Origin of the sequence: Aminobacter sp. P9b (assembly GCF_045345995.1) — a bacterium.
GTDB classification, from domain to species: domain Bacteria; phylum Pseudomonadota; class Alphaproteobacteria; order Rhizobiales; family Rhizobiaceae; genus Aminobacter; species Aminobacter niigataensis.
In genome coordinates, this window is the sequence record NZ_CP150082.1 from 4,188,265 (window position 1) to 4,212,270 (window position 24,006).

General features: G+C 64.3%; 24 protein-coding genes. 13 read left to right on the plus strand and 11 right to left on the minus strand.

Annotated features, from left to right (window positions below; genetic code table 11):
* Nucleotides 1–8 precede the first annotated feature (8 nt).
* Genes WHT83_RS20600 through WHT83_RS20630 form a run of 7 tightly spaced genes read left to right on the plus strand, consistent with a single transcriptional unit; the run spans nt 9 to nt 6,722 of the window.
* A complete protein-coding gene (locus WHT83_RS20600; RefSeq protein ID WP_183260146.1) occupies nt 9–770 on the plus strand; it encodes a creatininase family protein in 762 nt (253 codons plus the stop codon).
* Between the two features lie 43 nt (nt 771–813).
* Nucleotides 814–2,337, plus strand: a complete 1,524-nt coding sequence (locus WHT83_RS20605) for an ABC transporter substrate-binding protein (protein ID WP_406874022.1) — start codon at nt 814–816, stop codon at nt 2,335–2,337.
* A gap of 60 nt (nt 2,338–2,397) precedes the next feature.
* The gene (locus tag WHT83_RS20610; RefSeq protein ID WP_183260142.1) at nt 2,398–3,339 is read left to right on the plus strand and encodes an ABC transporter permease; all 942 of its coding nucleotides are present in this window, start codon (nt 2,398–2,400) and stop codon (nt 3,337–3,339) included.
* A complete protein-coding gene (locus WHT83_RS20615) occupies nt 3,339–4,202 on the plus strand; it encodes an ABC transporter permease (protein ID WP_318764115.1) in 864 nt (287 codons plus the stop codon). The genes WHT83_RS20610 and WHT83_RS20615 overlap by 1 nt, the downstream gene beginning before the upstream one ends.
* A gap of 1 nt (nt 4,203) precedes the next feature.
* The gene (locus WHT83_RS20620) at nt 4,204–5,253 is read left to right on the plus strand and encodes an ABC transporter ATP-binding protein (protein ID WP_406872251.1); all 1,050 of its coding nucleotides are present in this window, start codon (nt 4,204–4,206) and stop codon (nt 5,251–5,253) included.
* Nucleotides 5,250–6,257, plus strand: a complete 1,008-nt coding sequence (locus WHT83_RS20625) for an ABC transporter ATP-binding protein (RefSeq protein ID WP_406872252.1) — start codon at nt 5,250–5,252, stop codon at nt 6,255–6,257. The genes WHT83_RS20620 and WHT83_RS20625 overlap by 4 nt, the downstream gene beginning before the upstream one ends.
* A gap of 3 nt (nt 6,258–6,260) precedes the next feature.
* The gene (locus tag WHT83_RS20630) at nt 6,261–6,722 is read left to right on the plus strand and encodes a RidA family protein (protein WP_108607498.1); all 462 of its coding nucleotides are present in this window, start codon (nt 6,261–6,263) and stop codon (nt 6,720–6,722) included.
* An 87-nt stretch (nt 6,723–6,809) separates the two neighbouring features.
* Here the strand turns inward: WHT83_RS20630 and WHT83_RS20635 are convergent, their stop codons facing one another.
* From WHT83_RS20635 to WHT83_RS20645, 3 genes are all read right to left on the minus strand, one after another.
* Nucleotides 6,810–7,286, minus strand: coding sequence for a nucleoside deaminase (locus WHT83_RS20635; RefSeq protein WP_406872253.1), 477 nt, complete (start codon nt 7,284–7,286; stop codon nt 6,810–6,812).
* Nucleotides 7,283–7,918 (minus strand): ankyrin repeat domain-containing protein, encoded by a 636-nt coding sequence (locus tag WHT83_RS20640; protein ID WP_406874023.1) that lies wholly within the window; start codon nt 7,916–7,918, stop codon nt 7,283–7,285. Before WHT83_RS20640 ends, WHT83_RS20635 begins: the two co-directional genes overlap by 4 nt.
* A 239-nt stretch (nt 7,919–8,157) precedes the next feature.
* Nucleotides 8,158–9,582, minus strand: a complete 1,425-nt coding sequence (locus tag WHT83_RS20645) for an MFS transporter (RefSeq protein WP_406872254.1) — start codon at nt 9,580–9,582, stop codon at nt 8,158–8,160.
* A gap of 157 nt (nt 9,583–9,739) precedes the next feature.
* Here WHT83_RS20645 and WHT83_RS20650 point away from each other — a divergent pair, with 157 nt between their 5' ends.
* On the plus strand, nt 9,740–10,588 hold the full coding sequence (locus WHT83_RS20650) for a LysR family transcriptional regulator (protein ID WP_406872255.1): 849 nt from the start codon (nt 9,740–9,742) through the stop codon (nt 10,586–10,588).
* A 101-nt stretch (nt 10,589–10,689) separates the two neighbouring features.
* Here the strand turns inward: WHT83_RS20650 and WHT83_RS20655 are convergent, their stop codons facing one another.
* The 8 genes from WHT83_RS20655 to WHT83_RS20690 all read right to left on the minus strand — a co-directional run bounded on the left by WHT83_RS20655 (nt 10,690) and on the right by WHT83_RS20690 (nt 17,230).
* The gene (locus tag WHT83_RS20655; RefSeq protein WP_406872256.1) at nt 10,690–10,989 is read right to left on the minus strand and encodes a DUF982 domain-containing protein; all 300 of its coding nucleotides are present in this window, start codon (nt 10,987–10,989) and stop codon (nt 10,690–10,692) included.
* Nucleotides 10,990–11,111: 122 nt separating this feature from the next.
* Nucleotides 11,112–11,360 (minus strand): DUF982 domain-containing protein, encoded by a 249-nt coding sequence (locus WHT83_RS20660; protein WP_406872257.1) that lies wholly within the window; start codon nt 11,358–11,360, stop codon nt 11,112–11,114.
* 95 nt (nt 11,361–11,455) lie between these two features.
* A complete protein-coding gene (locus WHT83_RS20665) occupies nt 11,456–12,199 on the minus strand; it encodes an amino acid ABC transporter ATP-binding protein (RefSeq protein ID WP_318764108.1) in 744 nt (247 codons plus the stop codon).
* Nucleotides 12,196–13,317: an amino acid ABC transporter permease gene (locus WHT83_RS20670; RefSeq protein WP_108607490.1), complete on the minus strand. Its 1,122-nt coding sequence runs from the start codon at nt 13,315–13,317 to the stop codon at nt 12,196–12,198. Before WHT83_RS20670 ends, WHT83_RS20665 begins: the two co-directional genes overlap by 4 nt.
* 3 nt (nt 13,318–13,320) lie before the next feature.
* Nucleotides 13,321–14,541: an amino acid ABC transporter permease gene (locus WHT83_RS20675; RefSeq protein ID WP_406872258.1), complete on the minus strand. Its 1,221-nt coding sequence runs from the start codon at nt 14,539–14,541 to the stop codon at nt 13,321–13,323.
* Between the two features lie 8 nt (nt 14,542–14,549).
* Nucleotides 14,550–15,575, minus strand: coding sequence for an amino acid ABC transporter substrate-binding protein (locus WHT83_RS20680; RefSeq protein WP_108607488.1), 1,026 nt, complete (start codon nt 15,573–15,575; stop codon nt 14,550–14,552).
* 72 nt (nt 15,576–15,647) lie between these two features.
* Entirely contained in the window at nt 15,648–16,829 is a 1,182-nt protein-coding gene (metC, locus tag WHT83_RS20685) for a cystathionine beta-lyase (RefSeq protein WP_406872259.1), read from the minus strand.
* A gap of 149 nt (nt 16,830–16,978) precedes the next feature.
* On the minus strand, nt 16,979–17,230 hold the full coding sequence (locus WHT83_RS20690) for a heavy-metal-associated domain-containing protein (protein WP_108607486.1): 252 nt from the start codon (nt 17,228–17,230) through the stop codon (nt 16,979–16,981).
* Between the two features lie 476 nt (nt 17,231–17,706).
* Here WHT83_RS20690 and WHT83_RS20695 point away from each other — a divergent pair, with 476 nt between their 5' ends.
* The 5 genes from WHT83_RS20695 to WHT83_RS20715 all read left to right on the plus strand — a co-directional run bounded on the left by WHT83_RS20695 (nt 17,707) and on the right by WHT83_RS20715 (nt 24,006).
* Nucleotides 17,707–18,819, plus strand: a complete 1,113-nt coding sequence (locus tag WHT83_RS20695) for a M20 family metallopeptidase (RefSeq protein WP_406872260.1) — start codon at nt 17,707–17,709, stop codon at nt 18,817–18,819.
* Between the two features lie 100 nt (nt 18,820–18,919).
* On the plus strand, nt 18,920–20,491 hold the full coding sequence (locus tag WHT83_RS20700) for an ABC transporter substrate-binding protein (protein ID WP_108607484.1): 1,572 nt from the start codon (nt 18,920–18,922) through the stop codon (nt 20,489–20,491).
* A gap of 73 nt (nt 20,492–20,564) precedes the next feature.
* Nucleotides 20,565–21,536, plus strand: coding sequence for an ABC transporter permease (locus tag WHT83_RS20705; RefSeq protein ID WP_183260111.1), 972 nt, complete (start codon nt 20,565–20,567; stop codon nt 21,534–21,536).
* Nucleotides 21,537–21,559: 23 nt separating this feature from the next.
* On the plus strand, nt 21,560–22,372 hold the full coding sequence (locus WHT83_RS20710) for an ABC transporter permease (protein WP_108609819.1): 813 nt from the start codon (nt 21,560–21,562) through the stop codon (nt 22,370–22,372).
* Nucleotides 22,373–22,377: 5 nt separating this feature from the next.
* Nucleotides 22,378–24,006: a dipeptide ABC transporter ATP-binding protein gene (locus WHT83_RS20715; RefSeq protein ID WP_406872261.1), complete on the plus strand. Its 1,629-nt coding sequence runs from the start codon at nt 22,378–22,380 to the stop codon at nt 24,004–24,006.

The window sequence follows — 24,006 nt, forward strand, 5'->3', positions numbered from 1 at the left end:
GACAGCAGATGCGCTGGGAAAAGCTCACCACCAACGAGTTTGCCGGGCTGGACCGCTCCATTCCGGTCATCATCAACGTCGCCGCCATCGAGCAGCACGGCCCGCATCTGGCGATCGACACCGACGTCGCCATCGGCGGCCACTTCCTCGACCGGCTCGAACAGCGCATGGGCGACAAGGTGCTCATCCTGCCGCAGGTCAAGGTGTGCTGCTCCGAGCACCACATGGACTTTGCCGGCACGCTGACCGTGCGCCACGAGACTTTCCTCGCTTATGTCGGCGACATCCTGGAAAGCGTCGTGCGCCATGGCTTCACCAATCTCGTCATCTTCAACAGCCATGGCGGCAACCAGGCCGTCGGGCAGGTGTTGCTCGAGAGCTTCGGTTCGAGCCATCGCGAGTGCACCATCGCCATGCTCACCTGGTGGCGGCTGGTAGCGCCTGAACTTGAAGCGATCCGCGAGAGCGGCTTTGCCGGCGTCAACCACGCCTGCGAATTCGAGACGTCACTGATGCTGCTCGCCGCCCCCGAAAACGTGCGGCGCGAGCTGATCGGCGACATGTCCTATGTCGAGACCTACGACTGGGCCAACGCCGACATGATCCGGGCAAGCCGTGGAGCGCTCTTCCGCACCATGCATCAGATGTCCGGCGGAACCGGCGTGGTCGGTGATCCGTCCACGGCGAGCGCCCGCAAAGGCGAACTGATCACCGACGCGGTCGTGACCGAACTGGAGCGCGTGGTGAGGTCGCTGACCAAGGCGAATTGAGAATTACCGGCAACTTTTAATTGGATATAGGGAGGGAACCATGCTGAAGAAATTGACTATCGCAGGGCTGGCAAGCGTAAGCATGCTTGTTGCGACACAAGGCTTTGCACAGGAACGCGGCGGCGTCGTCAACGTCGCGACGATCGGCGAACTCACCACGCTCGATCCGATGACCGCAACGGGCGACCTGCTCGGCATGGTCACCCAGCACTTCTTCGAGACGCTCTACACCTTCGACAAGGACTGGAACGTCGCGCCGCTGCTGGCCGAGGCGCTGCCCGAGGTGTCGGCCGACGGCAAGGTCCACACCATCAAGCTGCGCCAGGGCATCGTCTTCCACGACGGCTCGGCGATGACCGCCGAGGACGTGGTCGCATCGCTCAAGCGCTGGCTCGAGGTTGCCTCGCGCGGCAAGCTGGTCGCCGCCAATGTCGACAAGCTCGAAGCCGTCGACGACTACACCGTCCAGGTCACGCTCAAGCAGCCTTTCGCGCCGCTGACCGCACTGCTGGCCTTCAACAATTCGGCCGCCGTGGTGCTGCCGTCGGAGAAGATCGCCGAGACGCTCGCCGAATATGTCGGCACCGGTCCCTACATGATCAAGGAGCGCAAGGCCGACCAGTATCTCCAGCTCGTCCGCTTCGACGGCTACAAGGCCCGCGAAGGCGAGCCCGACGGCTTCGGCGGCGCCCGCAAGCAGTATCTCGACGAGATCCGCTTCGTGCCGGTGCCGGACGCCAATACCCGCGTCGAAGGTGCTATCGCCGGTCAATACGACTATGCCGACCTGTTGCCGGTCGAGGCGTTCGACCGCCTGAATGGTCAGCAGAAGACCGAGCCGCTGGTGCTCAAGTCCTTCGGCTGGCCGATGTTCATCATGAACAACAAGGAAGGCATGATGACCAAGCCCGGCCTGCGCAAGGCCGTGCAGGCAGCCCTCAACGCCGAGGACATGATGGCAGCCGCGTTCGGCAAGCCCGAGTTCTTCGCCCTTGACGGCGCGCTCTACCCCGACGGTTACCAGTGGCGTTCGGACGCCGGCATCGAAGGCTACAACCAGGCCGATCCCGAAAAGGCCAAGACGCTTGCCACCGAAGCCGGTTACGACGGCAAGCCCGTCCGCATTCTGACCAGCCGCCAGTACGAGTTCCACTACAAGATGGCGCAGGTCGCGGCCGAATACCTCAAGGCCGCTGGCCTTGCGGTGCAGCTCGACGTCGTCGACTGGGCGACGCTGGTGCAACGCCGTGCCGAGCCCGCACTGTGGGACATCTTCATCACCCACAGCCCGTTCCTGCCGGATCCGGCGCTGATCGCACCGCTGCCTTCGTCCTATCCGGGCTGGTGGGCCAGCGAGGCCAAGGACAAGCTCGTCGTCGCCCTCAACACCGAGATGGACCCGCAGAAGCGCGTCGCGATCTTCGCCGACATCCAGAAGCTCATCTATGAAGAGGCCCCCTTCTACAAGGTCGGCGACTTCAACGCGCTGTCTGCGAAGTCGCCGAAGCTCGCGGGCTTCACGCCGTCGGCCTGGCCGTACTTCTGGAACGCCTATATCGCCAAGTAACAAGAACAATCTCCGCCGGCGCGGCCAAGGTCGCGCCGGCGGGCCAATGGGAGCCGATCGATGACACGATACGTCCTGCAACGCCTGTTCGGCATGCTGACCGTGATGTTCACGGTCGTCACGATCGTCTTCGTCATCGTCCGCGTCGCGCCCGGCGATCCGGCCGCGGTCATGCTCGGCCCGGACGCAACGCCTGCCGATATCGAGGTGCTCAGGGTGCGCCTCGGCCTCGACCAGCCGCTGCCCATACAATATGTCTACTTCCTCGCCCAGCTCGCCCGCGGCGACCTCGGCCATTCGATCTTCCTCGACATGCCCGTCGCCAGCGCCCTGCTCGATCGCGCCGAGCCGACTTTCTTCCTCACCATCTTCGCGATCCTGATCGCCAGCGCCATAGCGCTGCCCGTCGGCATCATGTCGGCCTACAAGCGTGGCAGCTTCTTCGACCAGGCGGTGACCACGCTCACCATGCTCGCCGCCAGCATCCCGAGCTTCTGGCTCGGGTTGATCCTGATCCAGGTCTTCGCCGTCCGCTTCGGCTGGTTCCCGGTCGCCGGCTATGGCGGCCCCGATGCCTCGTTCCTGACGCGCATGAGCCACCTCGTACTGCCGGCAGTCGCGCTCGGTGTCGTCTCGTCGGCGCTGATCACCCGCTTTACCCGCGCCTCGATGCTGGACGTTCTCAATGACGACTACGTCCGCACGGCCCGCTCCAAGGGCATGGGCGAATTCCGGGTGATCATGAAGCACGCCTTCAAGAACGCGCTGATCCCGGTGCTGACCGTCATCGGCCTGACCGCCGCCCTGCTGGTTTCCGGCGCCGTCGTCACCGAGACCGTGTTCAGCCTGCCTGGTGTCGGCAACCTGGTGGTGTCGGCCGTGCTGCGGCGCGACTATCCCGTCATCCAGGGCGCCCTGCTCGTCATCGCAGCGATCTACGTGCTGATCAATTTCGGCATCGACCTGCTCTACCTCATGATCGATCCCCGGGTACGTTACTGATGGCCGCCGCATCCGCCTCCAGCGTGGACACCCCACGCATCTCGACGCTCATCCTGCAGCGCAAGACGCTTGCGATCGGCCTTGCCATCATCGTGGCGATCACCCTGCTTGCCGTTCTCGCGCCGCTGATCGCGCCCTATTCGCCAAGCAAGCTGTCCATCGTCAACCGGCTCAAGCCGCCGAGCTCGACATGGTTCTTCGGCACCGACGAGTTCGGCCGCGATGTCTTCAGCCGCACCATCTATGCCGGGCAGCTTTCGCTGCTCGTCGGCGCGGCAGCCACTGCACTTGCCGCGACCGTCGGCATCACGCTCGGCCTGGTCGCCGGCTTCTTCCGCAAGGCGGACGGGATCGTCTCGCGTATCATCGATGCGATGATGGCCTTCCCCGACATCCTGCTGGCGATCGCCCTTGTCGCAGCACTCGGGCCGTCGCTGGCAACCGTCATCATCGCGCTCGGCGTGGTCTATGCCCCGCGCCTTGCGCGCGTCGTACGAGCCTCGACGCTTGTGATCCGCGAACTCCCTTATGTCGAGGCCGCACGCGCCCTTGGTGTGCCGACGTGGCGCATCATGACGCGACATGTCCTGCGCAACCTCGTCTCGCCGATCCTGGTGCAGGCGACCTTCATCTTCGCCTATGCGATGCTGGCCGAGGCCGGCCTGTCCTTCCTCGGCGTCGGCGTAAGCCCGGAAATCCCGACCTGGGGCACGATGATCGCGGCCGGCCGCCAATATGTCGGCCAGGCCGACTGGATGACGATCTTCCCCGGCTTCGCCATCATCCTCACCGTGCTTTCGCTTCAACTTGTCGGCGACGGCCTGCGCGACCTGCTCGATCCGCGCCTGCGCAAGGATCTCTGACATGGCCATGTTCACACCCAACGCAGACAATCATCCAGACGCGCTCGCCGACGACATCGTGCTGCGGGCCGAAGACCTGCGCACGCACTTCATCATGGGCACACGCACCGCCAAGTCGGTCGACGGCGTCACCCTCACCGTCCGTCGTGGCCAGACGCTCGCCGTCGTCGGCGAGTCCGGCTCGGGCAAGTCGGTGACCAGCCTGTCGATCATGCGCCTGCTGTCGCATCCCGGCCGCATCGTCGGCGGCCGCCTGCTCTACCGCATGCGCGACGGCGGCGTCGTCGATCTCGCCACGCTGAGCGACAAGCGGATGCGGGCGATCCGCGGCAAGGAGATCGCCATGATCTTCCAGGAGCCGATGACGAGCCTGAACCCGCTCTACACCGTTGGCGACCAGATCATTGAGATGATCCGCCTGCACGAGCCGATCAGCCGCCACGAGGCGCGCATTCGCGCCCGGCGGATGCTCGAACTTGTCGAGATCCCGGCGCCCGACAAGCGCCTCGACCAGTACCCGCACGAAATGTCCGGCGGCATGCGCCAGCGGGTGATGATCGCCCTGGCACTCGCCTGCAATCCTGCCCTGCTCATCGCCGACGAGCCGACCACCGCGCTCGACGTCACAATCCAGGCGCAGATCCTCGACCTGATGCGCCGGCTGCAGCGCGAGATCGGCATGAGCATCCTGTTCGTCACCCACAATCTCGGCGTCGTCGCCGAGATCGCCCATGAGGTGGCGGTCATGTATGCCGGCCGCGTCGTCGAGCAGGCGCCGGTGCACGACCTGTTCGCCAGGCCGCGCCATCCCTACACCAAGGGCCTGCTCGCCTGCATCCCCGACGCCAAGCGCGACCGCGCCGAGGACGGCACGCGCAAGATGCTCAACCCGATCCCCGGCAGCGTGCCGAGCGTACTGGCGCTGCCGGCCGGCTGCGCATACGCCCCGCGCTGCCCGCTTGCCGAGGCGCACTGCGAATCGGTCCCGCCGGACCTGCTCAACGCCTCGCCCGAACACCTGACCCGCTGCTGGAGGCACGAACTTCTGTGACCGACACGACGCAAACGACGCAAGCGCCTGACGATGCCGACATCCTGCTGTCGGTGCGCGGGCTCAGCAAGCAGTTCTTGACCGGCAGCGGCCCGGTGAAGGCGGTCGAAGACATCTCCTTCGATGTCCGGCGCGGCCAGATCGTCGGCATCGTCGGCGAATCCGGCTCGGGCAAGACCACTGCCGGGCGCTGCCTGCTGCGGCTGGTCGAGCCCTCGTCGGGCGAAGCCATCTTCGACGGCGTCGACCTGTTCAGCCTGCCGGAGAAGGCCCTGCGCGCCTACCGGCGTCGCCTGCAGATCATCTTCCAGGATCCCTATTCGAGCCTCAACCCGCGCATGCGGGTCCGCGACATCATCGGCGAAGCGATCGACACGCACGGCCTCGCCAAAGGCGCCGCTCGCCAGGCCCGGATCGAGGAACTGCTGACTCGTGTCGGCCTGTCCCCAGAGCATGCAAGCCGCTATCCCAACGAGTTTTCCGGCGGCCAGCGCCAGCGCGTCGGTATCGCCCGCGCGCTCGCGGTCGAGCCGGAACTGATCATCGCCGACGAGCCGGTATCGGCGCTCGACGTTTCGGTGCAGGCGCAGGTGCTGAACCTGATCCAGGAGCTTCAGCGCGAACTCGGCCTGACCATGATCTTCATCTCCCATGACCTGACGGTGGTGGAGTATCTCTGCGACGAGATCGTCGTGCTCTATCTCGGCCGCATCATGGAACAGGGACCGGCGCGCTCCGTCTATGCCAAGCCCGGTCATCCCTATACGCGGGCGCTGCTGGCAACCGCACCGGTGCCCGATCCCAACGTCAGGCGCGAGCGGGTCATCCTGCAGGGCGACATCCCAAGTCCGCTCGACCCGCCATCCGGCTGCGTCTTCCGCACGCGCTGCCCGCATGCGATAGCAGCCTGCGCCGAAACCGTCCCGACACGCGAGACGGTCGGCCCCGGCCACAGCGTCGCCTGCATCCGCCAGGCGGAACTTGCAGAAACATACCAGGACTGATCGATGACCCCTTATGACAGGCTTGCCGCGCTCGGGTTGACCCTGCCGCCGCCGCCCTCTCCCATTGCCACTTATGTCCCGTTCGTTCGCGAAGGCGACATTCTTTACCTCTCCGGCCAAGGGCCGAAGCACGCCGACGGCACATTGCGGACGGGCAAAGTCGGCGCCGAGATCGGCATCGAACAGGCCTATGACGATGCCCGCCTGACGGGCCTCAACCTGCTCTCCATCCTCCACGCGGCAACAGGCGACCTGTCCAGGGTTCGCCGGGTCATCAAGCTGCTCGGCATGGTCAACGCGACTCCAGACTTCGCTGCGCACCCAAAGGTCATCAACGGCTGTTCGGATCTGCTGCTCGAGGTGTTCGGCGAGCGTGGCCGCCATGCTCGCTCCGCCGTCGGGTTTGGCTCGTTGCCCGACAACATCACCGTCGAGATCGAGGCCATCGTCGCCATCGAAGCGTAGCCCCGCGGCGCGTGTCTTCGGTGATGATGCGGCGGACGTCGATGAAGGCGCCATCAGTGCGACACTGATGGCGGCGCCGGCAACCGCCTACGACTTCGACCCGGCGCCAGCCTGCCAGACTTGATAGAGATTGCGCCCGTCACCGGCCTTCGGAGGACAGTGCCTGATCGAAACCCCGGATTGCTGGTCGAGCGGCTTCGACAGCTCGGCAGCATATGCGGCGGTCGACAGGCCGAAGGCTTCGGCGTCTTCATTCGAATAGGCGAACGCGATGTCCTTGATGCCGGACATGCGCATCGCGGCCAGGCACATCGGACAGGGTTGCCCGCTTGCATAGACGGACAAGCCGTCGAGCCGTGGCGATCCAAGTGCCTTGCCCGCGGCGCGCAGGGCCAGAAGCTCGGCATGCGCCGTCGGGTCGTTGTCGGCCAGCATGCGGTTCACCGCGCGGGCGGCGATCTCGCCGTCCTTGACGACAACAGCGCCAAACGGCCGCCCGCCCTGCTCGACATTGTCGAATGCCAGGGCGATCGCCTCGCCAAGGAAGCTGTCGATTTCGCTCATTTGGCTCCGGCCCTTTCAAGCAGTTCGACCATGGCGTCATAGCCGCTGGAGCGCGCATGGCTGAGCGGCGTCACACCATCCTTGTCGGCGAGGTTGACGTCGGCACCGGCGTCGACCAGCAGCTTGACGATGTCGACATGGCGTTGCCCGCCGTCGCCAAGGATGATGGCTTCCAGCAGCGCGGTCCAGCCGAGATTGTTGACGTGGTCGACGTCGGTGCCCGCCTCGATCAGCGTGCGCACCGTATCGACATGTCCCCGTTCGGAGGCTGGAATGATCGCCGTTCCGCCATAGCGGTTGGTGCTCTTGAGGTCGGCCCCATGCTGCAGCGTCAGCTTCAGGATCTCGAGATGTCCGCGCGCGCCCGCATAGAGGTAGGGGCTGTCATTGATGTTGTCCTTGAGGTTGACGTCGGCGCCGGCCTCGATCAGCGCCTTGGCGGCGCTTACCTTGTTGCCATGCGTCGCGACCAGCAGTGCGCTGCGCCCATCCTTGTCGCGGGCATCGATATCGGCACCGTTCGACAGAAGCTGCCCGATGGCCGCAACATCGTCGCTGGCCGCCGCCGCATGCAATTGAAACTCGGTCATGTTCTCTCCTGAAGCAGACGAGGGAATGGAATTGAACAACATGAACAACAGGGCGAGCAGGCTATACGCCGCACTCCAACCCGCGCGAAATCTTAAATCCGCCATGCGACTTCCTTCTTCTTTCATTTGCGTTGCAGACTATCGCTGCATTCTTTCTGACCCCGCAAACGAGGGCGGCCTCCGACCTTGCAGTCATGATCTTCTCTATATGGCGCAGCCACCAGCATTCTGAAATTAAATGTTTGGATAATTTGCAGTGATTTGCTGAATGCGCACCCCTTTCAGGAGGATGCTCGATCCTGCAGTGTCTTGAGCGGTTCGAGACCCATGGCGGGCCGGTAGCGCAGCCGCACGAAGCTGGCGCCGCTGCCCAGTAATGCAAATGCTGCGCCCAGCCACAGGGCGATGACCGCTCCGTGTGCGCCGAACAGATTGAAGAGTGCGGCCACGATTGCGACACCGCATGCCTGGCCCAGATTGCCGATGACGCTGGACATGCCGCCAGCGCCGCCGCTGCGTTCGGGTGGCACGGACGTGATCATGGTGCGCATGTTGGGCGATTGGAAAAAGCCGAAGCCTGCGCCACAGACAGCCATGCGCCAGGCGACATCCAGTGCATCCGGCTCGGGCGGCATCGCTGCCAGCAGGAGCATGCCCAGGCTCAGCACGGCGAGGCCGACGCCGCCCAGCAAGCCGGCGGGAATGCGGTCGGACAAGCGGCCGGCCAGCGGGGCCGAAAATGCAAGCAAGGCGGGCCATGGCGTGATCAGGAAGCCTGTCTCGACCTGCGTATAGCCGAGCAGTTGGAAGAGGAACGGCAAGGATACGAACGCCAGCGCCTGGGTGATCATGGTGAAGAAGGAGGCGACGGACGACAGGGCGAAGATCGGTTTTCGCAGCAGGTCGATGGCCAAGATCGGTGCCGGGCGGTTGGCCTGACGTTTCAAGAGAACCGCGAGGCTGGTAATGGCGATCGTGGCGTTGGTCGCCACAGTTCCCCACGACGCCCCCTGTGCGGCCGTGTTCAGCGCAAACACCGACGTTGCCAGGAACAGCGCGCACAAGGCTGCCGCCCAGCCGTCGAAACGCCGGGCGCTGCGGATCGTCGGCGGCAGCGCATACAACCCCATCACGATGCCGATCAGGCCAAGCGGCACCTTCATCAGGAACAGCCAGTGCCAACTGGTCAGGCTGAGAACGGCAGAGGCGACCGACGGCCCTGCCGCGAACGAAAGCCCCACCACCAGGGCATTCAGGCCCATGCCGCGCCCCAGCAGGGCGTGCGGATAGATGAAGCGCATCATCGCCACCCCGGTGCCCAGGATGCCGGCAGCACTCACGCCCTGGACGACGCGCCCCGCCACCAGCCATTCGAGCGAGGGCGCAAGGCCGCAGACCAGCGAGGCCAGCGTGAACAGCACCAGCCCCCCCATCGAGATGCGCCGGAGACCGACGATTTCGCCAAGTGCCGCGGCGGGCAGCAGCGAAGCGACCATCGCCAGTTGGTAGGCGCCGACGATCCAGATCGATTGGGCCTCGGTCGTGTTCAGGTCGCGAGCGATCGTCGGCAGGGCCGTATTGGCGATGGCCGTATCGAGGTTGGCCATGCATACGTTCAGCAGCACGGCGCAGGTTGCGATGGTGCGTTGCCGGCCGTGAAGGCCATCGCCGGGGGCCGAAAGCTGCTTTTGCCTGAATGCCTGCACGGAAAAACCTGTAACGGCGCGGCCTCTTGGGCCACTGCGCGAAAGCGATGAGAGCAATGGAGCGAGCCGTGAAGGCTCGTCCTTGCCTAGCGCCTTGGTATTTCATGCGCAAATGGGATATATGAATGATAATCATTCACGATGATAATGAACTGATATGCTGGATCCTCGGCTGCTGCGCGCCTTTGTGACCATCGCCGACACGGGAAGCTTCACGCTTGCCGCCGACCGCCTGCACATGACGCAATCGACGATCAGCCAGCAACTGGCCCGGCTCGAGGATGCTGTGGGCCGGGAGCTGATCGATCGGGCTGCGCGGCCGGTCAGGACCACAGCATCCGGCGAACGCCTGATCGGGCACGCGCGGCGCATCCTGTTGCTCCAGGGTGAAGCCGAACTCCTGCTTGCAGACACGGCCGGAACCGCATCGATCCGCATCGGCTTGCCCGACGACATAGCGACGGGCACCATGACGAACGCATTCGCAGAGTTTGCAAAAAGGCACCGCGAAGTACGCCTCGATGTCACCGCGGGCCTCAGCCTCGACCTGACGAAGCGCTATCGCGGCGGAGAATTCGACATCGTCGTGGTCAAGGAAGCTACGCCAAGCGCCGATCATCGCGCCGCATTCCCAGAGGCCATCGCCTGGTTTGAAAGCGCCGACGCAAATCCCAATTGGCCCGAACCCTTGCCGCTCGTCACCTTTCCGCCGGGCGGGCTGTATCGCGATGCGATGTTCGAGCGGATCGACCGCGAACGCCTGCGTTGGTACGTCGCGTTCACGAGCAGCAGCCTGAGCAGCGTCCTGTCAGCCGTGGAAGCCGGTCTCGGCCTCTCCTTGCTTCCGGTCGGCACCACGACGGGCCGCCGGGTCCGCCAGTCCGCCGCCTTCGGCTCCGAACCGTCGATGGTCGTGTCGCTGTATTCCTGGGAGGGAGGCGGCATCGTCGCGGAACTTGCCCGGGACATGACCGCCATCTTGCACGGGCGCTTTGCCGCTCGCTGAACGGTTCGCTATGCCGTGACAGCAGAGCCCGGGCATCCACAATTGCTGAGGCCGGGTACGCCGGTTTACGGCCTGCGGAACCTGTCCTGGACGTTGCCGATCTAGATCGGCATGCGGCCACGCTTTGGCGTGATCATCCACGGCTCGACAGACACCGGGCCGGCCTCGCGAATGCGCACCGAACGGGCAAATCCGGCAAACGCGTTGCGCGCGCCGTCGACGGTCAGCCGGCCCTCGCGCGCTGCCTGGCATGCGCGGACGGCTGTGTTGTGGATCGGGCCGCGCCGGTTTTCCGGCCACTTCGTCAGGAATTCGAGCGCATCGGTGATACAGGCGATTTCGCGGATGGTTTGATCCTCGTCCTTGACGAAGATCGGACGGGAAAAGGCTTTTGCGATCATCACTTCCTCCTCGGTCCTCGACCGTCTTCTCGAGCAAGCGCACATTGCCGCGATGGCCGCGACAAGCTGACAAAGAAATGGCGACTGTAGCCTTTCCCGTCAAGAATGGAGGCAGGCCCAATTCAGCCCTTCGGCGGTTCGTCGGCCAGTATTCCTGCCTCAGTGCAAAACGTCTCGAACGCGTCTCTTGCTTCCTCGACCGGGATGGAGCCGTTGATGGCGGCCTGCATGGCGTTCTCGGCCAGGTAGAAGAACGGATTGCGCTTGTCATGCGGCCACGCCTCGAGAAATTCGGCCGCATCGGGAACCGAGACAACCTCGCGCAGCGAGAAGTCTCCGTTCTTGATCCAGACATTCGGCATGAAATCCATGAACATCAACGCGGCTGTGGCGGGACGGTTGCATGGCAGGCCTCTTGCTACAGTCCAGATCCCCGCAAAGACCGGTCCCGTCAGCCGCCAGGTCGTCAACGGTTGACGATGTCGCCGAGGAACGCCTTGGCGCGATCGGTGCACGGGCAATCGAAGAATTCGTCAGGCGCACCGGTCTCGACGATGCTTCCCTTGTCCATGAAGATCACGCGCCCGGCGACCCGACGGGCAAACCCCATCTCGTGCGTCACGACCACCATGGTGGTGCCGGACCTGGCGAGGTCGATCATCACGTCCAGCACCTCTTTCACGGATTCCGGGTCGAGCGCCGATGTCGGTTCGTCGAACAGCAGGACATGGGGCTGCATGGCGAGCGCGCGGGCGATGGCGACGCGTTGTTGCTGGCCTCCGGAAAGGGCGGAAGAAAGCTTGCCGGCATGTTCGGCAACGCCAACGCGTTCGAGAAGATGCATGGCATGATCTTCGGATTCCCGACGCCTCCTGCCACGAACGATCCGGGGCGCCAGCGTGACATTGTCCAGCACCGTCAGATGCGGAAACAGATTGAAATGCTGGAACACCATGCCGACGTCGCGGCGCAGACGGCGCAATTCACGGGCCTTGTAGCCGACAGCGACGCCGCCGATCGCGACCTCGCCTTGCTGCCATTCCTCAAGCCCGTTGAGACACCTGAGCAGCGTCGATTTTCCGGAGCCCGAGGGACCGCAGAGGACGGTGCAGGTGCCGCCTGCGATATCCAGGGAAATGTCGCGAAGAGCACGCCACGAACCGTACCATTTGGACAACGAACGCACCGCTATGGTGGCATTGACGCTCATTGCGGTTTCCTTTCGCCGCTTGGCGCGCGGGAGTGGGCGCGCTCGGAATCACGTTCCAGCCGGGCGCTTACCTGCGACAGCCCAAAACACAGCGACCAGAACACGAGGCCGACAAACACATAGCCTTCGGTGGCGAGACCCAGCCAGTTCGGATCCGACAGGGCCGCCGTGACGATGTTGAGCAGGTCGAACAGACCCACGACCATGACATAGGTCGTGTCCTTGAGAAGCGAGATTGCCGAATTGACAATGCCAGGCAGTACAGCGCGCAGGGCCTGGGGCATGATGATGTAGCCCTGGGTCGCCCAGAAGCCGAAGCCGAGCGCGTTAGCCGCTTCGCTCTGGCCGCGCCCGACGGCCTGCAGGCCGCCCCGCGCGACTTCGGCGAGATAGGCGGCGGAATAGAGCGTGATGCCGGTCATGGCGAGCGTCAGGCGCGGAAACTCGACGCCCGGTGGCAGAAACAGCGGCAGCATGATCACCGACATGAACAGGATGGCGATGAGCGGCATGCCGCGCCAGAACTCGATGAAGCCGGTGGCGAGCAGGCGCACCGCGGGAAGTTGCGAAGTTCGTCCCAGCGCCAGAAGTATCGCGATCGGGAACGAGAACACGAAGGCGCCGATGCCGACCACCATCGTCAGCAGCAGGCCGCCCCATTTGTCCGAGGCAACCGGCTGGAGGCCCAGCACGCCACCGGAAAGCATCACGAAGGCAGCGACCGGATAGAGGCAGAATCCCCCGATCAGGACCTTGCGCCGACCCTTGAAGTCGGGCGCCATCGCAAGTGCCAGCAGCAGCGGCGGGGCAAGCAGCACGATCCAGGCCCGCCAGCGTTCTGCCTCGGGATAGAAGCCGAAGGCGAACTGCGGAAGCCGGTTGACGATGAAGGCCCAGCAAGCGCCGTCCGGGCTGCATTCGGCCCGGCTTGAGGCGACCCATGTGGCCTCGACGAAGGCCCAGTCGACGATCCGCCCGCCCAGCGTCCAGGCGAGGTAGGCCAGGCCGAGACTGACCGCCGTGCCGAAGGGATTGGCGACGACGACCGCAAGCAGTCGACGTGCGGCCGTCACCGGCGATTGCGAAACCGGGGAGCGAACAAGCGAAGACGTGGCCATTGATCAGCGCTCCACCAGCTTGACGCGACGTGCATAGGCGCTCGTCGCCAGCGCGACGGAGGCGCTGAGAGTGAGATAGACGAAAGCTGTGATGAGGACGATCTCAACGGCCCGGCCGGTCTGGTTGAGCGACGTGCCGAGGAAGACGTTCACCAGATCGGGGAAACCCACCACGGTGGCAAGCGCCGACGCCTTGATGAGGTGGGTATACTGGTTGGCCAGCGGCGGTATCATGACCCGCAGCGCCTGGGGGACAATGACCAGCCGCAGGATCAGCTTCGACGACAGGCCAAGTGCCAGTGCCGCCTCCTTCTGTCCCCGTCCGACCGACTGCACGCCCGCCCGGACGATCTCGGCGATGAAGGCGGCGTTGTAGATGATAAGCGCTGCAACCAGTGATACGAACTCCGGCATCAACTTGAGCCCGCCGCGGTAGTCGAAGCCGGCGAGCATGGGGATCTGCCAATCGAGGGTAGAGATCGCGGCGGCATTGGCGACAAGGCCGCCGGCGACGAGCGCCAGACCGAAGCGCGGCGGGGTCTCGCCGCGCGCCCGGGCGCGCCGCCGGACCACGCATCCCACGACGATCGCAGCCAGGCCCGCCATGACGGCCGCCGTCAGGATCGCGGCGGCACCGCCGGCGACCGGCGCCGGCAGGTAGAGACCGCGGTTGCTGAGGAAGGCGACGTCGCCAAATCCGATCGCCTCCCGCACGGTTGGCAGCGAACGCAGGATTACCGTCTGCCAAAGCAGCAGATGCAGCAGAAGAGGCACGTTCCGCACGACCTCGACATAGCCCCTGGCGACAAGGCGCACGGGGGTGCTGGGGGAGACCCTCGCAAGCCCGATGATGAATCCCAGGATGGTGGTGGCGACGATGGAGATCGCCGCGACCAGCAGGGAGTTCAGCAGACCGGCGAGGAACACCCGGCCGTAGGTGGAAGTCGGCTCGACCGCAATCAGGCTGAACGCCATCTTGAAGCCGGCTTCCTGCCAGAGGAAATCGAAGCCCGAGGCCAGGCCGCGGGCTTGAAGGTTGGCAACGGTGTTGCGGACCAAGAGGACCGCCAGGGTGGCGACGAGCAACAGCACCGCCGCCTGCTGCAGGATCGCCTTGCGTCGCGCCCACCGCTGCCTCGGGCCGAGTTGGGGACGCGCATCGGCATCGCTGCCGTCCGCGCCGCTCCACAGGCCTGAAGCCATGTCCTGGTCCGAGGCAGCCATGGGTGACCTCAGCGCACTGGGGGAGCGTAAAGGAGACCCCCGTTGGACCACAATTCGTTCTGGCCGCGCGCCAGCTTGACGGGGCTGCCATTGCCGAGGTTTCGGTCGAAGATCTCGCCGTAGTTGCCGACGGAGGAGATCACCTTCACCACCCAGTCGTTGGCCAGGCCGAGCTTGGCACCGAAATCGCCGGTCTTGCCGAGCATGCGCTGTATCTCGGGGTTCTCGGATGAAGCGGCCATCTCCGCTACGTTGGCTGACGTGATGCCCTTTTCCTCGGCGGCGATCAGGGTGAACAGGGTCCAACTGGCAATGTCGCGGAATGCCGGGTCGTCCTGCTGGACGATTGGGCCCAGCGGCTCCTTGGAGATGATCTCTTCCAGGATCACATAGTCGTCGGGAGCGCCAAGTCCGAGGCGGCTTGCGGCCAGTCCACCACGCTCGTTGGTGTAGGCGTCGCAGCGCCCGGCCTCGAGATTGGCGAGGTTCTGCTCGCGGCTGTTGGCAACGATCGGCGTGTATTCGAGGCCGTTCGACCTGAAATAATCGGACAGGTTGAGCTCTGACGTGGTGCCGGCAGAGACGCAGACCGAGGCGCCGCCGAGTTCTGCGAGCTTGCTGACGCCGAGGCTCTTTTTCACCAGGAAACCCTGGCCGTCATACATATAGACGCCGGCATAGTCGAACTTCATTTCCGTGTCGCGCGAGTAGGTCCAGGCCGCCGCGCGCGCCAGCATGTCGACGCTGCCCGATTGCAGGGCGGCGAACGCGTTCTTGAATTCCAGCGGTGCGAACTTGACCTTGGTGGCATCGCCGAACATCGCCGCAGCGACCGCGCGGCAATAGTCGATCTCAAGGCCGGCCCACTTGCCCGACGCGTCGAGCGTGCTCAGCCCGATGGTCGTGCCGGTGCTGGTGCCGCAAACGAGCTCACCGCGCGACTTGATCGCATTGACCCTGTCGCCTTCGCCGGCGAGAGCCGGCGTGGCCAGGATGCCCAGTCCGACGAGTCCCCAAAACGCATGTCTTTTCATGACAGTTCTCCTCCTCCCAGTGATCTTATTTTCGCGTCTGTTTCCCGGAGCGCAGCGCGCCCAGAGCCTTGGTCATTCGGCTGCCGCCTCCCGGAGGAAGCCGTAGCGGTCGAGCCCGAGTTCGATGTCCTCCAACAGGTCGTCGGGATGCTCGAGGCCGATGCTGAAGCGAACGAGCGGCCCCTCTTCGCGCCAGGGCGATACTGTGCGGGCGCCTTCGAGTTGCACGGGCGCGACCAGGCTGTGGAGGCCGCCCCAACTCGCGCCGATACGGAACAGGCGCAATTGTTCGATGAAGGTCGACAGATGGCGATCGTCACGCGGCTGCAGAACCGCGGAAAAGACGCCGCTCGCGCCTCGGAAGTCACGCTGCCAGATCGCATGCCCCGGATCGCCAGGCAGCGGTGGATAGAGCACGCGAGCAACGCTGGGATGTTCGGCAATGCGCTCGGCGATCTTCAAGGCGGCAGTACTTTGGCGCTCCAGCCGGGCGGCTAGCGTGCCCAGGCCGCGCAGCGCCAGGAAGCAATCGTCGGGTGAAACGCCCAGCCCGAGGAAGCGGCTGGCGTCCTTGATGCGCCGGTACAACTCCTCCGAGGCGACCGTGGCGCTGCCCAGCAGCAGGTCCGAGTGGCCGCCGATATGTTTCGACAGTGCCTGCACCGCAATGTCGGCGCCATGGTGCAGCGCCTTGAAACCCAGCGGCGAGGCCCAGGTGCCGTCGGCGGCGACAAGCGCGCCGTGGGCATGGGCGGCCTTGGCTATCGCCGGGAGATCCTGGACCTCCATCGTAAACGAGGCCGGCAATTCCACCCACACCAGCTTGGAGTTCGGGCGCATCAGGGCGGTGATGCCGGCGCCGATCAGCGGATCATAGAACGTTGCGTCGACCCCGAGACCCGACATGAACTTTTCGGCTGACGAACGCGACGGTCCATAGACGGCGTCCGGCAAGAGAACATGATCGCCGGCGCGAAGCAGCGCCAGATTGGTGACCATGATCGCCGCCATGCCCGACGGCACGATGAGGCTGCGGGCGCCGCCTTCGAGCGCGGCGATCTGGGTCGCCAGGTTTCTGGAGGCCGGGTGGCCATAAAGCCCATAGGAATAGCCGTCGTAGAACTGCGTGTGGCGGGCGAGGAAACTCTCAACCGTCGGGAACACGATGGTCGAGCCGCGGTGGACCGCTGGCGTCAACGCGTTGAAGGGCTGTTCGTCGACAGCGGTGTGAAGGAGACGGGTTTCGTCGCGCATTTTGGCCTCTTGCCGGAGTTCATTCCATGGGCCCGCTGCTGCGCTTGCACATCTCGCAGGGCAGCCGAAAACGTTCGCCGCACGCCTGTGGCGCGCGGACGTCCCCGTGTGTCAGTGGTCGGGTGCCGGGCAGCCCGGCACCGAATAGATCAGTGAGCGAGGCGCTCGGGCTGGTAGCCGGCTGTCTGGATGGCCTTTTCGGCAATCGCTGCATCGCCGGCGACTGTCACCTGCTTGCTTGCAAGATCGATCGAAAACGCAGCACCCGGCAAGGTGTGCTCGAGCGCCTTCTTGATCATGCCGGCGCAATGACCGCAGGTCATGTCGTCGACCTTGAAGGTCACGCCTTTGACCGAAGCGTCCGCCGCGACGTCGTCGTGATGCTGATGATTAGAGCACATGTAATTCTCCCCCCGAGTTACTCTCGCCGTGAATTGGACCTTGCACCCTTCCAGCACTGGAAGGTCAAGCGGCGTTTTCGATGAAAAGATCAGGGGCCTGCAAGACGTCAATTGACTGCGTCAACCTGGCCCCGGGAGGACGACAAGACCCTTTCGTACCCCCTGTTGCTTCAGCCCGCCCTCGGGCTATTTCCCAATTTTCGCTCGGAGGCTACTGGCGGCGATGCCAAGTGCGACCAGTCAAACCCCTCGACCTAATTCCGATCTTGTTATGTACATTTCCACACTTAAGAACATTTTCAATGTATAAAAGCACAATGGACAGCATATGACGAGAGTGACTACGCTGTTTGTTATCCAACGAGGTAACAAACGTGCTTCAATCCCGTCCAGAACCTGCCAGACAAGACAGTTCGCTTTCGACTATCCAGTCTGGCATCCTGTCGGATGACGATTGCATATCTCTCCTGCAGTGGATGTTGCAGCACAACACGACGGCATTGCAGGGCCGTGAACAAGGCTTTGTGGCCGAGCTGGACAGTTACCTTGCCGAGCGTGGCGTCGCATCGACAACGATCCAGGGGGATGACGGACGCGCCAATCTGGTCACGAGCCTCGACAGCGGCCGTGCAGGCCCGCACCTGGTCTTTTGCGGGCATTGCGACACCGTGCCCCTCGGCGACCGCGAATGGAAAAAGTCGCCATTCGGAGGGACGGTCGCGGGTGGCCGCATCTATGGGCGCGGCAGTGCGGACATGAAGGGCGGCCTTGCCGCCCTCATCGCCAGCTTCCTCGACATGCACGCCCGTGATGACTGGTCGGGCCGGCTTTCGCTGGCCGTGACCTATGGCGAGGAAACCGGCTCCGAAGGCGCGAGGCTGATGGCCAGCGACGGCAGCCTCGCCCCGTTCGACGCCATGATCATTGCCGAACCGACCTCCAACCGTGCGGTGCGCAGCCACAAGGGCGCGCTGTGGCTGAGCTTCGCGGCAACCGGGCGTACGAGCCATGGCTCGATGCCGCAGATGGGTCTCAATGCGCTGGAAATGGTGGTCCGGTTCCGGCAAAGGCTGCTCGAACTCGACGCTCTCGCCGCATCCGACCCGCTTCTGGGCCGGCCGACCATCTGCCTCACCCGCCTGCAGGGCGGCACGCAGGTCAACGTCATCCCCGACCGCGCGGTCGCCGAATTCGACATGCGCACCCTTCCGGGGCAGAGCCACGACGACATCCTCGCGGCGATACGAACGATCGCGCGTGAAATCGAAACCGAATACGAGGGCGGAAGGATCGTCGTCGAGACGATCAACTCCCTGCCGGCGCTCGACACTCCAGCCGGCAGTGCGATCGTTCGCACGGCTCTGGACATCAGGCATGAACTGGGCGCGCCTGCCGGCGAAGCTGGTGGCGCCAGCTACTTCACCGACGGCTCGGTTCTGCAATCTCTCGGCGCCGACATCCTGATACTGGGCCCCGGCGACCCCGGAGAGGCGCACCAGACGGACGAGAGCCTCGACCTTTCGGATTTTCTGGCCTCCCGCCGCATCTACACGGGAATGGCCCGCCGCTTTCTGCGCTCGCCCGAATAGCGGGGGAGACGTCCCGCGCCGATCCTGAGCGTCAGGGCCGGCGCCCAACATCCAAGTTCCCGCCAAGAGGGACCAACGATTTTTTCCAGGAGGAGTTTCAATGTCACTCGATCGTCGTCAATTCCTGCAGATTTCCGCTGCCACCGTCAGCGCCGGGGTGCTCAGCGGCATTCCCCTCATGGCCCAGGCGCAAGCCAAGGGCGGCGTGCTCAATGTGGTGGTCCAGCCCGAGCCGCCCGGCATCATGATCGGCATCTATCAGAACGTGCCCTCGCAGATGGTCGGCGGCAACATCTTCGAAGGTCTGCTGCGTTTCGACGCCGACCTGAAACCGCACCCGCTGCTGGCCGAAAGCTGGGAAGAAGCAGCCGATGGCATGTTCTATTCCTTCAAGCTGAAGGAAAATGTGCTGTGGCACGACGGCAAGCCCTTCACCTCGGAAGACGTGGTCTTCAGCGTCGACAAGATGCTGCGCGAGACCCATCCGCGCGTCCGTAATTTCCTCAAGGCAGTGGAGAGCATCACCGCAGACGGGCCCTACAAGGTGGACTTCAAGATGAAGACCCCCTTCGCGCCCTTCATCCAGTCCTTCGAGGTCGGCTCGATGCCGATGCTTCCGAAGCATCTTTACGAAGGCACGGACTACAACACCAATCCGGTCAACAACGCTCCCATCGGAACCGGTCCGCTCAAGTTCGGTGAATGGCAGAGGGGCTCGTACCTCAAGCTGGTCGCCAACGAGACCTATCACGAGGAAGGCGTGCCGACGATCGACGCGGTCTACTTCCACGTCATCCCCGATGGCGCCAGCCGCGCGACCGCCTATGAAACCGGCAAGGTGGACGTGCTGCCGGGCGGCGCTGTCGAATATTTCGACGTCCAGCGTCTCGCCGAACTGCCGAACTCGGAACTGACGACCAAGGGCTGGGAATTCCAGGGGTCGCAATGCTTCTTGTGGCTCAACAACGGGTCCAAGTGGATCCAGGACAAGCGCGTCCGTCAGGCGATCATGTATGCGCTCGACCGCGAGAACATGCGCGACATCGCCTTCTTCGGCTACGCCAAGGTCGCACCGAGCCCGTGGAACAGCTCGACCAGGTTCTATTCGGAAAACATCAAGCAGTACCCGCGCGATGTCGAGAAGGCCAAGGCACTGCTCGCCGAAGCCGGATATGACGGCAGCCCGATCCGCCTGCTGCCCCTGCCCTATGGCGAAACCTGGCAGCGGCTTGCGGAAATCGCGCGCGAGAACCTCATCGAGGCCGGCATCCAGGTGGAGCTCACCGCCACCGACGTCGCCGGCTGGAACCAGCGCCTGGGCGAGAAGGACTACGACATCGCCTTCTCGTACATGTCGCAGTATGGCGACCCGGCGCTGGGTGTCGCACGTCTCTACACGACATCCAACATCATCGAGGGTTCGCCCTGGAACAACGTTTCGGCCTTCTCCAACCCCGAACTCGACAAGCTGTTCGACGCGGGTGCGGTCGAGATCGACCCGGAAAAGCGCGCGAAGATCTACCAGGACGCCCAGGCCCTTATCGCCGAGGAAGTCCCGCTCGCCTGGCTGTTCGAGATGATCTGGCCGACGATCCACCGCTCGAACATCAAGAACCTGATCTCGTCGGCGGTCGGCCTCAACGATAGCCTCGGGCGCGCCCGGGTCGAATAGGACGCGCAAACAGCGTCAGTTGGCAGCCCGGCATTCCCGGGCTGCCATGAGGTTTTGTTCAGGGGCGAAGAGTGTGAACCGTCTGAAATTTCTGTTGGGGCGCATCGTGCAGGGCGTGGTTGCGCTCTTTGTCATTGCCACCCTGAATTTCCTGTTGATCCGCGCCGCGCCGGGCGATCCCGTCGCCGTGATGGCGGGCGAAGCGGGCGCGGTCGACAAGCGGTTCCTGGACGCATTGCGCATCCAGTACGGGCTCGATCAGCCGCTTCTCGTGCAGTGGTGGACCTACATCTCGCGCATTGGCACGCTCGACCTCGGCTTTTCCTACCGCCAGCAGGAAACGGTTGCGCAACTGATTGCCGACCGGCTGCCTGCAACGCTGTTGCTGACGGTATGCGCCTTCGTGTTTTCGCTGGTTGTCGGGGTGGGGCTGGGCGTGCTCGCCAGCCGCCGGCCCGGCGGCTGGGTGGACCGGGCGATCGGCTTTGCCGCGCTGATCTTCTACGCCGCGCCCATGTACTGGCTGGCATTGATGGCGGTTCTGGTCTTTTCGATTCAGCTCGGCTGGCTGCCCGCATTCGGCTACAGCTCCGTCGGCGCCAACCTTACCGGCATGGCCGCAGCACTGGATGTCGCCAAGCATCTCATCCTGCCGACGCTGGCCCTCTCCTTCTTCTACATCGCCGTCTACACCCGCATGACCCGCGCCAACATGATGGCAATGGCGCAGATGGCCTTCGTCAAGACCGCACGCGCAAAAGGTGCCGGCGAAACGCGGATCCAGTTCCGCCACGTCTTGCGCAACGCGCTTTTGCCGGTGGTGACGCTTGCCGGGCTGCAGGCCGGCAACATGGTCGGTGGCGCGATCATGACCGAAACCGTCTTCGCCTGGCCCGGCATCGGCAGGCTGATGTTCGATGCACTGCTGCAACGCGACTACAACCTGCTGCTCGGCGCCTTCCTGGTCGCGGCGGCGCTGGCCATCGTCTTCAACATCATCACGGACCTCATCTACACCGTGATCGATCCGAGGATTGCACTGTGATCGCGAACTCCGTCCTTCGCCGCATGTTCACCCGCACGGAAGTGTGGATCGGCCTGATCGTCATCTTCGGCATCATCGCCATATCTTTGCTGGCGCCGCTGCTGTTTCCGCGTGGACCCTGGGCAATGGGCGGACGCCCCTTCCTGCCGCCGATGACCGACATGCGCTTTCCCTTCGGAACCGACACCACCGGCCGCGACATTCTCGCGGGCCTGGTGTGGGGCGGCCGGGTCTCGCTGCTGATCGGGCTGGTTTCGACGGTTGTCTCGGTCTTCATTGGTGTCGTCATAGGCGCAATCGCCGGCTATGGCGGCGGCCACGTCGACAGCGCGCTGATGCGCTTCACCGAGATATTCCAGGTCGTGCCAAGCTTCGCGCTGGCGCTGGTTCTTGTCGCCGTCCTGCAACCTTCCGTGGGCTCCATCGTCATGGCGATCGGCATCGTCTCCTGGCCGCCGGTCGCGCGGCTCGTGCGGGCGGAGTTCCTGTCGCTGCGAAGCCGCGATTTCGTCCTGGCGGCCAAGCTTCAGGGCCAAAGCGCGCTCGCCATCATGTTCCGGCAGATCCTGCCCAACGTGGCCTCTCCCATCATCGTCATGGGCTCTCTGATGGTGGCGACCGCCATCCTGCTGGAGTCGAGCCTCAGCTTCCTCGGCCTTGGCGATCCCAACCAGATGAGCTGGGGCTTCATGATCGGCGCCTCGCGCACGGTTCTGCGCCAGGCATGGTGGATGGCAACCTTCCCGGGGCTTGCCATCGCCATAACCGTGCTGGCGCTGAACGTATTGGGCGAAGCGCTCAATGACGCTCTCAACATCCATTCGCGCAACAGGTGATGGCCATGTCGACCGACGCCACTCCATTGCTCAGGGTCCAGGGGCTCGACATCTCGCTGCCCAAGGGCTCGGATCGCCAGCTCGCGGTCTCGGGCGCATCCTTCGACCTCATGCCGGGCCGCACGGTCTGCATCGTGGGTGAGTCCGGCTCCGGCAAATCCACCGTTGCCGATGCCATCATGGGTCTGCTGCCACGTCCGTATCTGGAGGCGAAAGCCGGATCGATCCATTTCGGCGAGCTCGATCTTCTCAAACTCGACGAGGCGGGAATGCGCGCCTTGCGCGGCCGCGAGATCGGCATGGTCTTCCAGGAGCCGATGGCCGCCTTGAACCCGCTGATGAAGATCGGGGCACAGCTGGAAGAAGTGCTGGAAGTCCATTTGTCCCTGCCAGCCGCCGAACGTCGCCGCCGTGCCCTTGCCGCCTTGAGTGACGTTGGACTGCCGCGGGTGGAGGAGCTCTATGAGAGCTACCCTTTCCGTCTCTCGGGCGGGCAGCGCCAGCGCGTGGTGATTGCCTGCGCGATGATGCTCGAGCCGCGCCTGCTGATCTGCGACGAACCGACCACCGCGCTGGATGTCACAACCCAGGCGCAGATCCTCAAGCTGATCGCTTCGCTGCGCGAGCGGCGCGGAACGGGCGTGCTCTTCATCACCCATGATTTCGGCGTGGTCTCCGAGATCGCCGACGACGTCATCGTCATGCGCAATGGCGTCATCGAGGAACAGGGTCCGGCGCGCGAGGTGCTGAGCAACCCCGCCTCCGCCTACACCCGCCAGCTCATCGAGGCCATTCCCACCGGAACGGCGGCGCCTCGCCCAGAGAATGCGGCCAGGCCGCTGCTTGAGGCCAAGGACCTCCAGCGGACCTACTTCCTGTCGTCGGGGCTGTTCAAGGCGCAACGCAAGCTGGAAGCCCTGAAGGGTGTCAGCTTCACGCTCGAACGGGGCTCGACGCTCGGGATCGTCGGCGAATCCGGCTCCGGCAAATCCACGCTGGGACGATGCGTGGTCGGGCTGGAAGCCCCCGACGGCGGCAGCCTCGTCTTTGCCGACGAGGAGCTGAACCGGCACCGCGCGATGAAGGGCCATCGTGGCGGACGTGTGCAGATGATCTTCCAGGACCCCTTCTCGTCGCTCAATCCGAAGATGAGCATCGGGCAATCGATAGCCATCGGTCCCATGACGCAGGGCGTTGCACGCGACGCAGCCTGGCGCCGTGCCCGCGAACTGCTGGAACTGGTCGGCATCAAGCCAGATGCGGCCAACCGCTATCCGCATGAATTTTCCGGCGGACAACGCCAGCGCGTCGGGATCGCCAGGGCGCTGGCGATGGACCCGGTCCTCATCGTCGCGGACGAACCCGTGTCGGCGCTCGATGTGTCGGTTCAGGCGCAGGTGCTCGACCTGTTCGAGGAGCTTCAGAAGAAACTCGATTTCGCCATGCTCTTCATCACCCACGACCTCAGGGTCGCAGCGCGTATGTGCGATCGCATCGCGGTGATGCAGCACGGCCAGATCGTCGAGACCGGAACGGGATCGCAGGTACTGTCCTCACCGTGTCACGACTACACCAAGCAGCTTCTGGCCGCGATCCCGACCCTTTTCAACGAAGCTTCAATGGAGATGTCCTGA

Coding starts and splice junctions, on each gene's coding strand:
- WHT83_RS20670 (WP_108607490.1), bottom strand. CDS start 13,317: ATGGCCACGTCTTCGCTTGTTCGCTCCCCGGTTTCGCAATCGCCGGTG.
- WHT83_RS20615 (WP_318764115.1), top strand. CDS start 3,339: ATGGCCGCCGCATCCGCCTCCAGCGTGGACACCCCACGCATCTCGACG.
- WHT83_RS20665 (WP_318764108.1), bottom strand. CDS start 12,199: ATGAGCGTCAATGCCACCATAGCGGTGCGTTCGTTGTCCAAATGGTAC.
- WHT83_RS20680 (WP_108607488.1), bottom strand. CDS start 15,575: ATGAAAAGACATGCGTTTTGGGGACTCGTCGGACTGGGCATCCTGGCC.
- WHT83_RS20700 (WP_108607484.1), top strand. CDS start 18,920: ATGTCACTCGATCGTCGTCAATTCCTGCAGATTTCCGCTGCCACCGTC.
- WHT83_RS20620 (WP_406872251.1), top strand. CDS start 4,204: ATGGCCATGTTCACACCCAACGCAGACAATCATCCAGACGCGCTCGCC.
- WHT83_RS20635 (WP_406872253.1), bottom strand. CDS start 7,286: ATGAGCGAAATCGACAGCTTCCTTGGCGAGGCGATCGCCCTGGCATTC.
- WHT83_RS20610 (WP_183260142.1), top strand. CDS start 2,398: ATGACACGATACGTCCTGCAACGCCTGTTCGGCATGCTGACCGTGATG.
- WHT83_RS20710 (WP_108609819.1), top strand. CDS start 21,560: ATGTTCACCCGCACGGAAGTGTGGATCGGCCTGATCGTCATCTTCGGC.
- WHT83_RS20640 (WP_406874023.1), bottom strand. CDS start 7,918: ATGTTGTTCAATTCCATTCCCTCGTCTGCTTCAGGAGAGAACATGACC.
- WHT83_RS20600 (WP_183260146.1), top strand. CDS start 9: ATGCGCTGGGAAAAGCTCACCACCAACGAGTTTGCCGGGCTGGACCGC.
- WHT83_RS20630 (WP_108607498.1), top strand. CDS start 6,261: ATGACCCCTTATGACAGGCTTGCCGCGCTCGGGTTGACCCTGCCGCCG.
- WHT83_RS20695 (WP_406872260.1), top strand. CDS start 17,707: ATGTTGCAGCACAACACGACGGCATTGCAGGGCCGTGAACAAGGCTTT.
- WHT83_RS20690 (WP_108607486.1), bottom strand. CDS start 17,230: ATGTGCTCTAATCATCAGCATCACGACGACGTCGCGGCGGACGCTTCG.
- WHT83_RS20655 (WP_406872256.1), bottom strand. CDS start 10,989: ATGATCGCAAAAGCCTTTTCCCGTCCGATCTTCGTCAAGGACGAGGAT.
- WHT83_RS20675 (WP_406872258.1), bottom strand. CDS start 14,541: ATGGCTGCCTCGGACCAGGACATGGCTTCAGGCCTGTGGAGCGGCGCG.
- WHT83_RS20715 (WP_406872261.1), top strand. CDS start 22,378: ATGTCGACCGACGCCACTCCATTGCTCAGGGTCCAGGGGCTCGACATC.
- WHT83_RS20650 (WP_406872255.1), top strand. CDS start 9,740: ATGCTGGATCCTCGGCTGCTGCGCGCCTTTGTGACCATCGCCGACACG.
- WHT83_RS20660 (WP_406872257.1), bottom strand. CDS start 11,360: ATGGATTTCATGCCGAATGTCTGGATCAAGAACGGAGACTTCTCGCTG.
- metC (WP_406872259.1), bottom strand. CDS start 16,829: ATGCGCGACGAAACCCGTCTCCTTCACACCGCTGTCGACGAACAGCCC.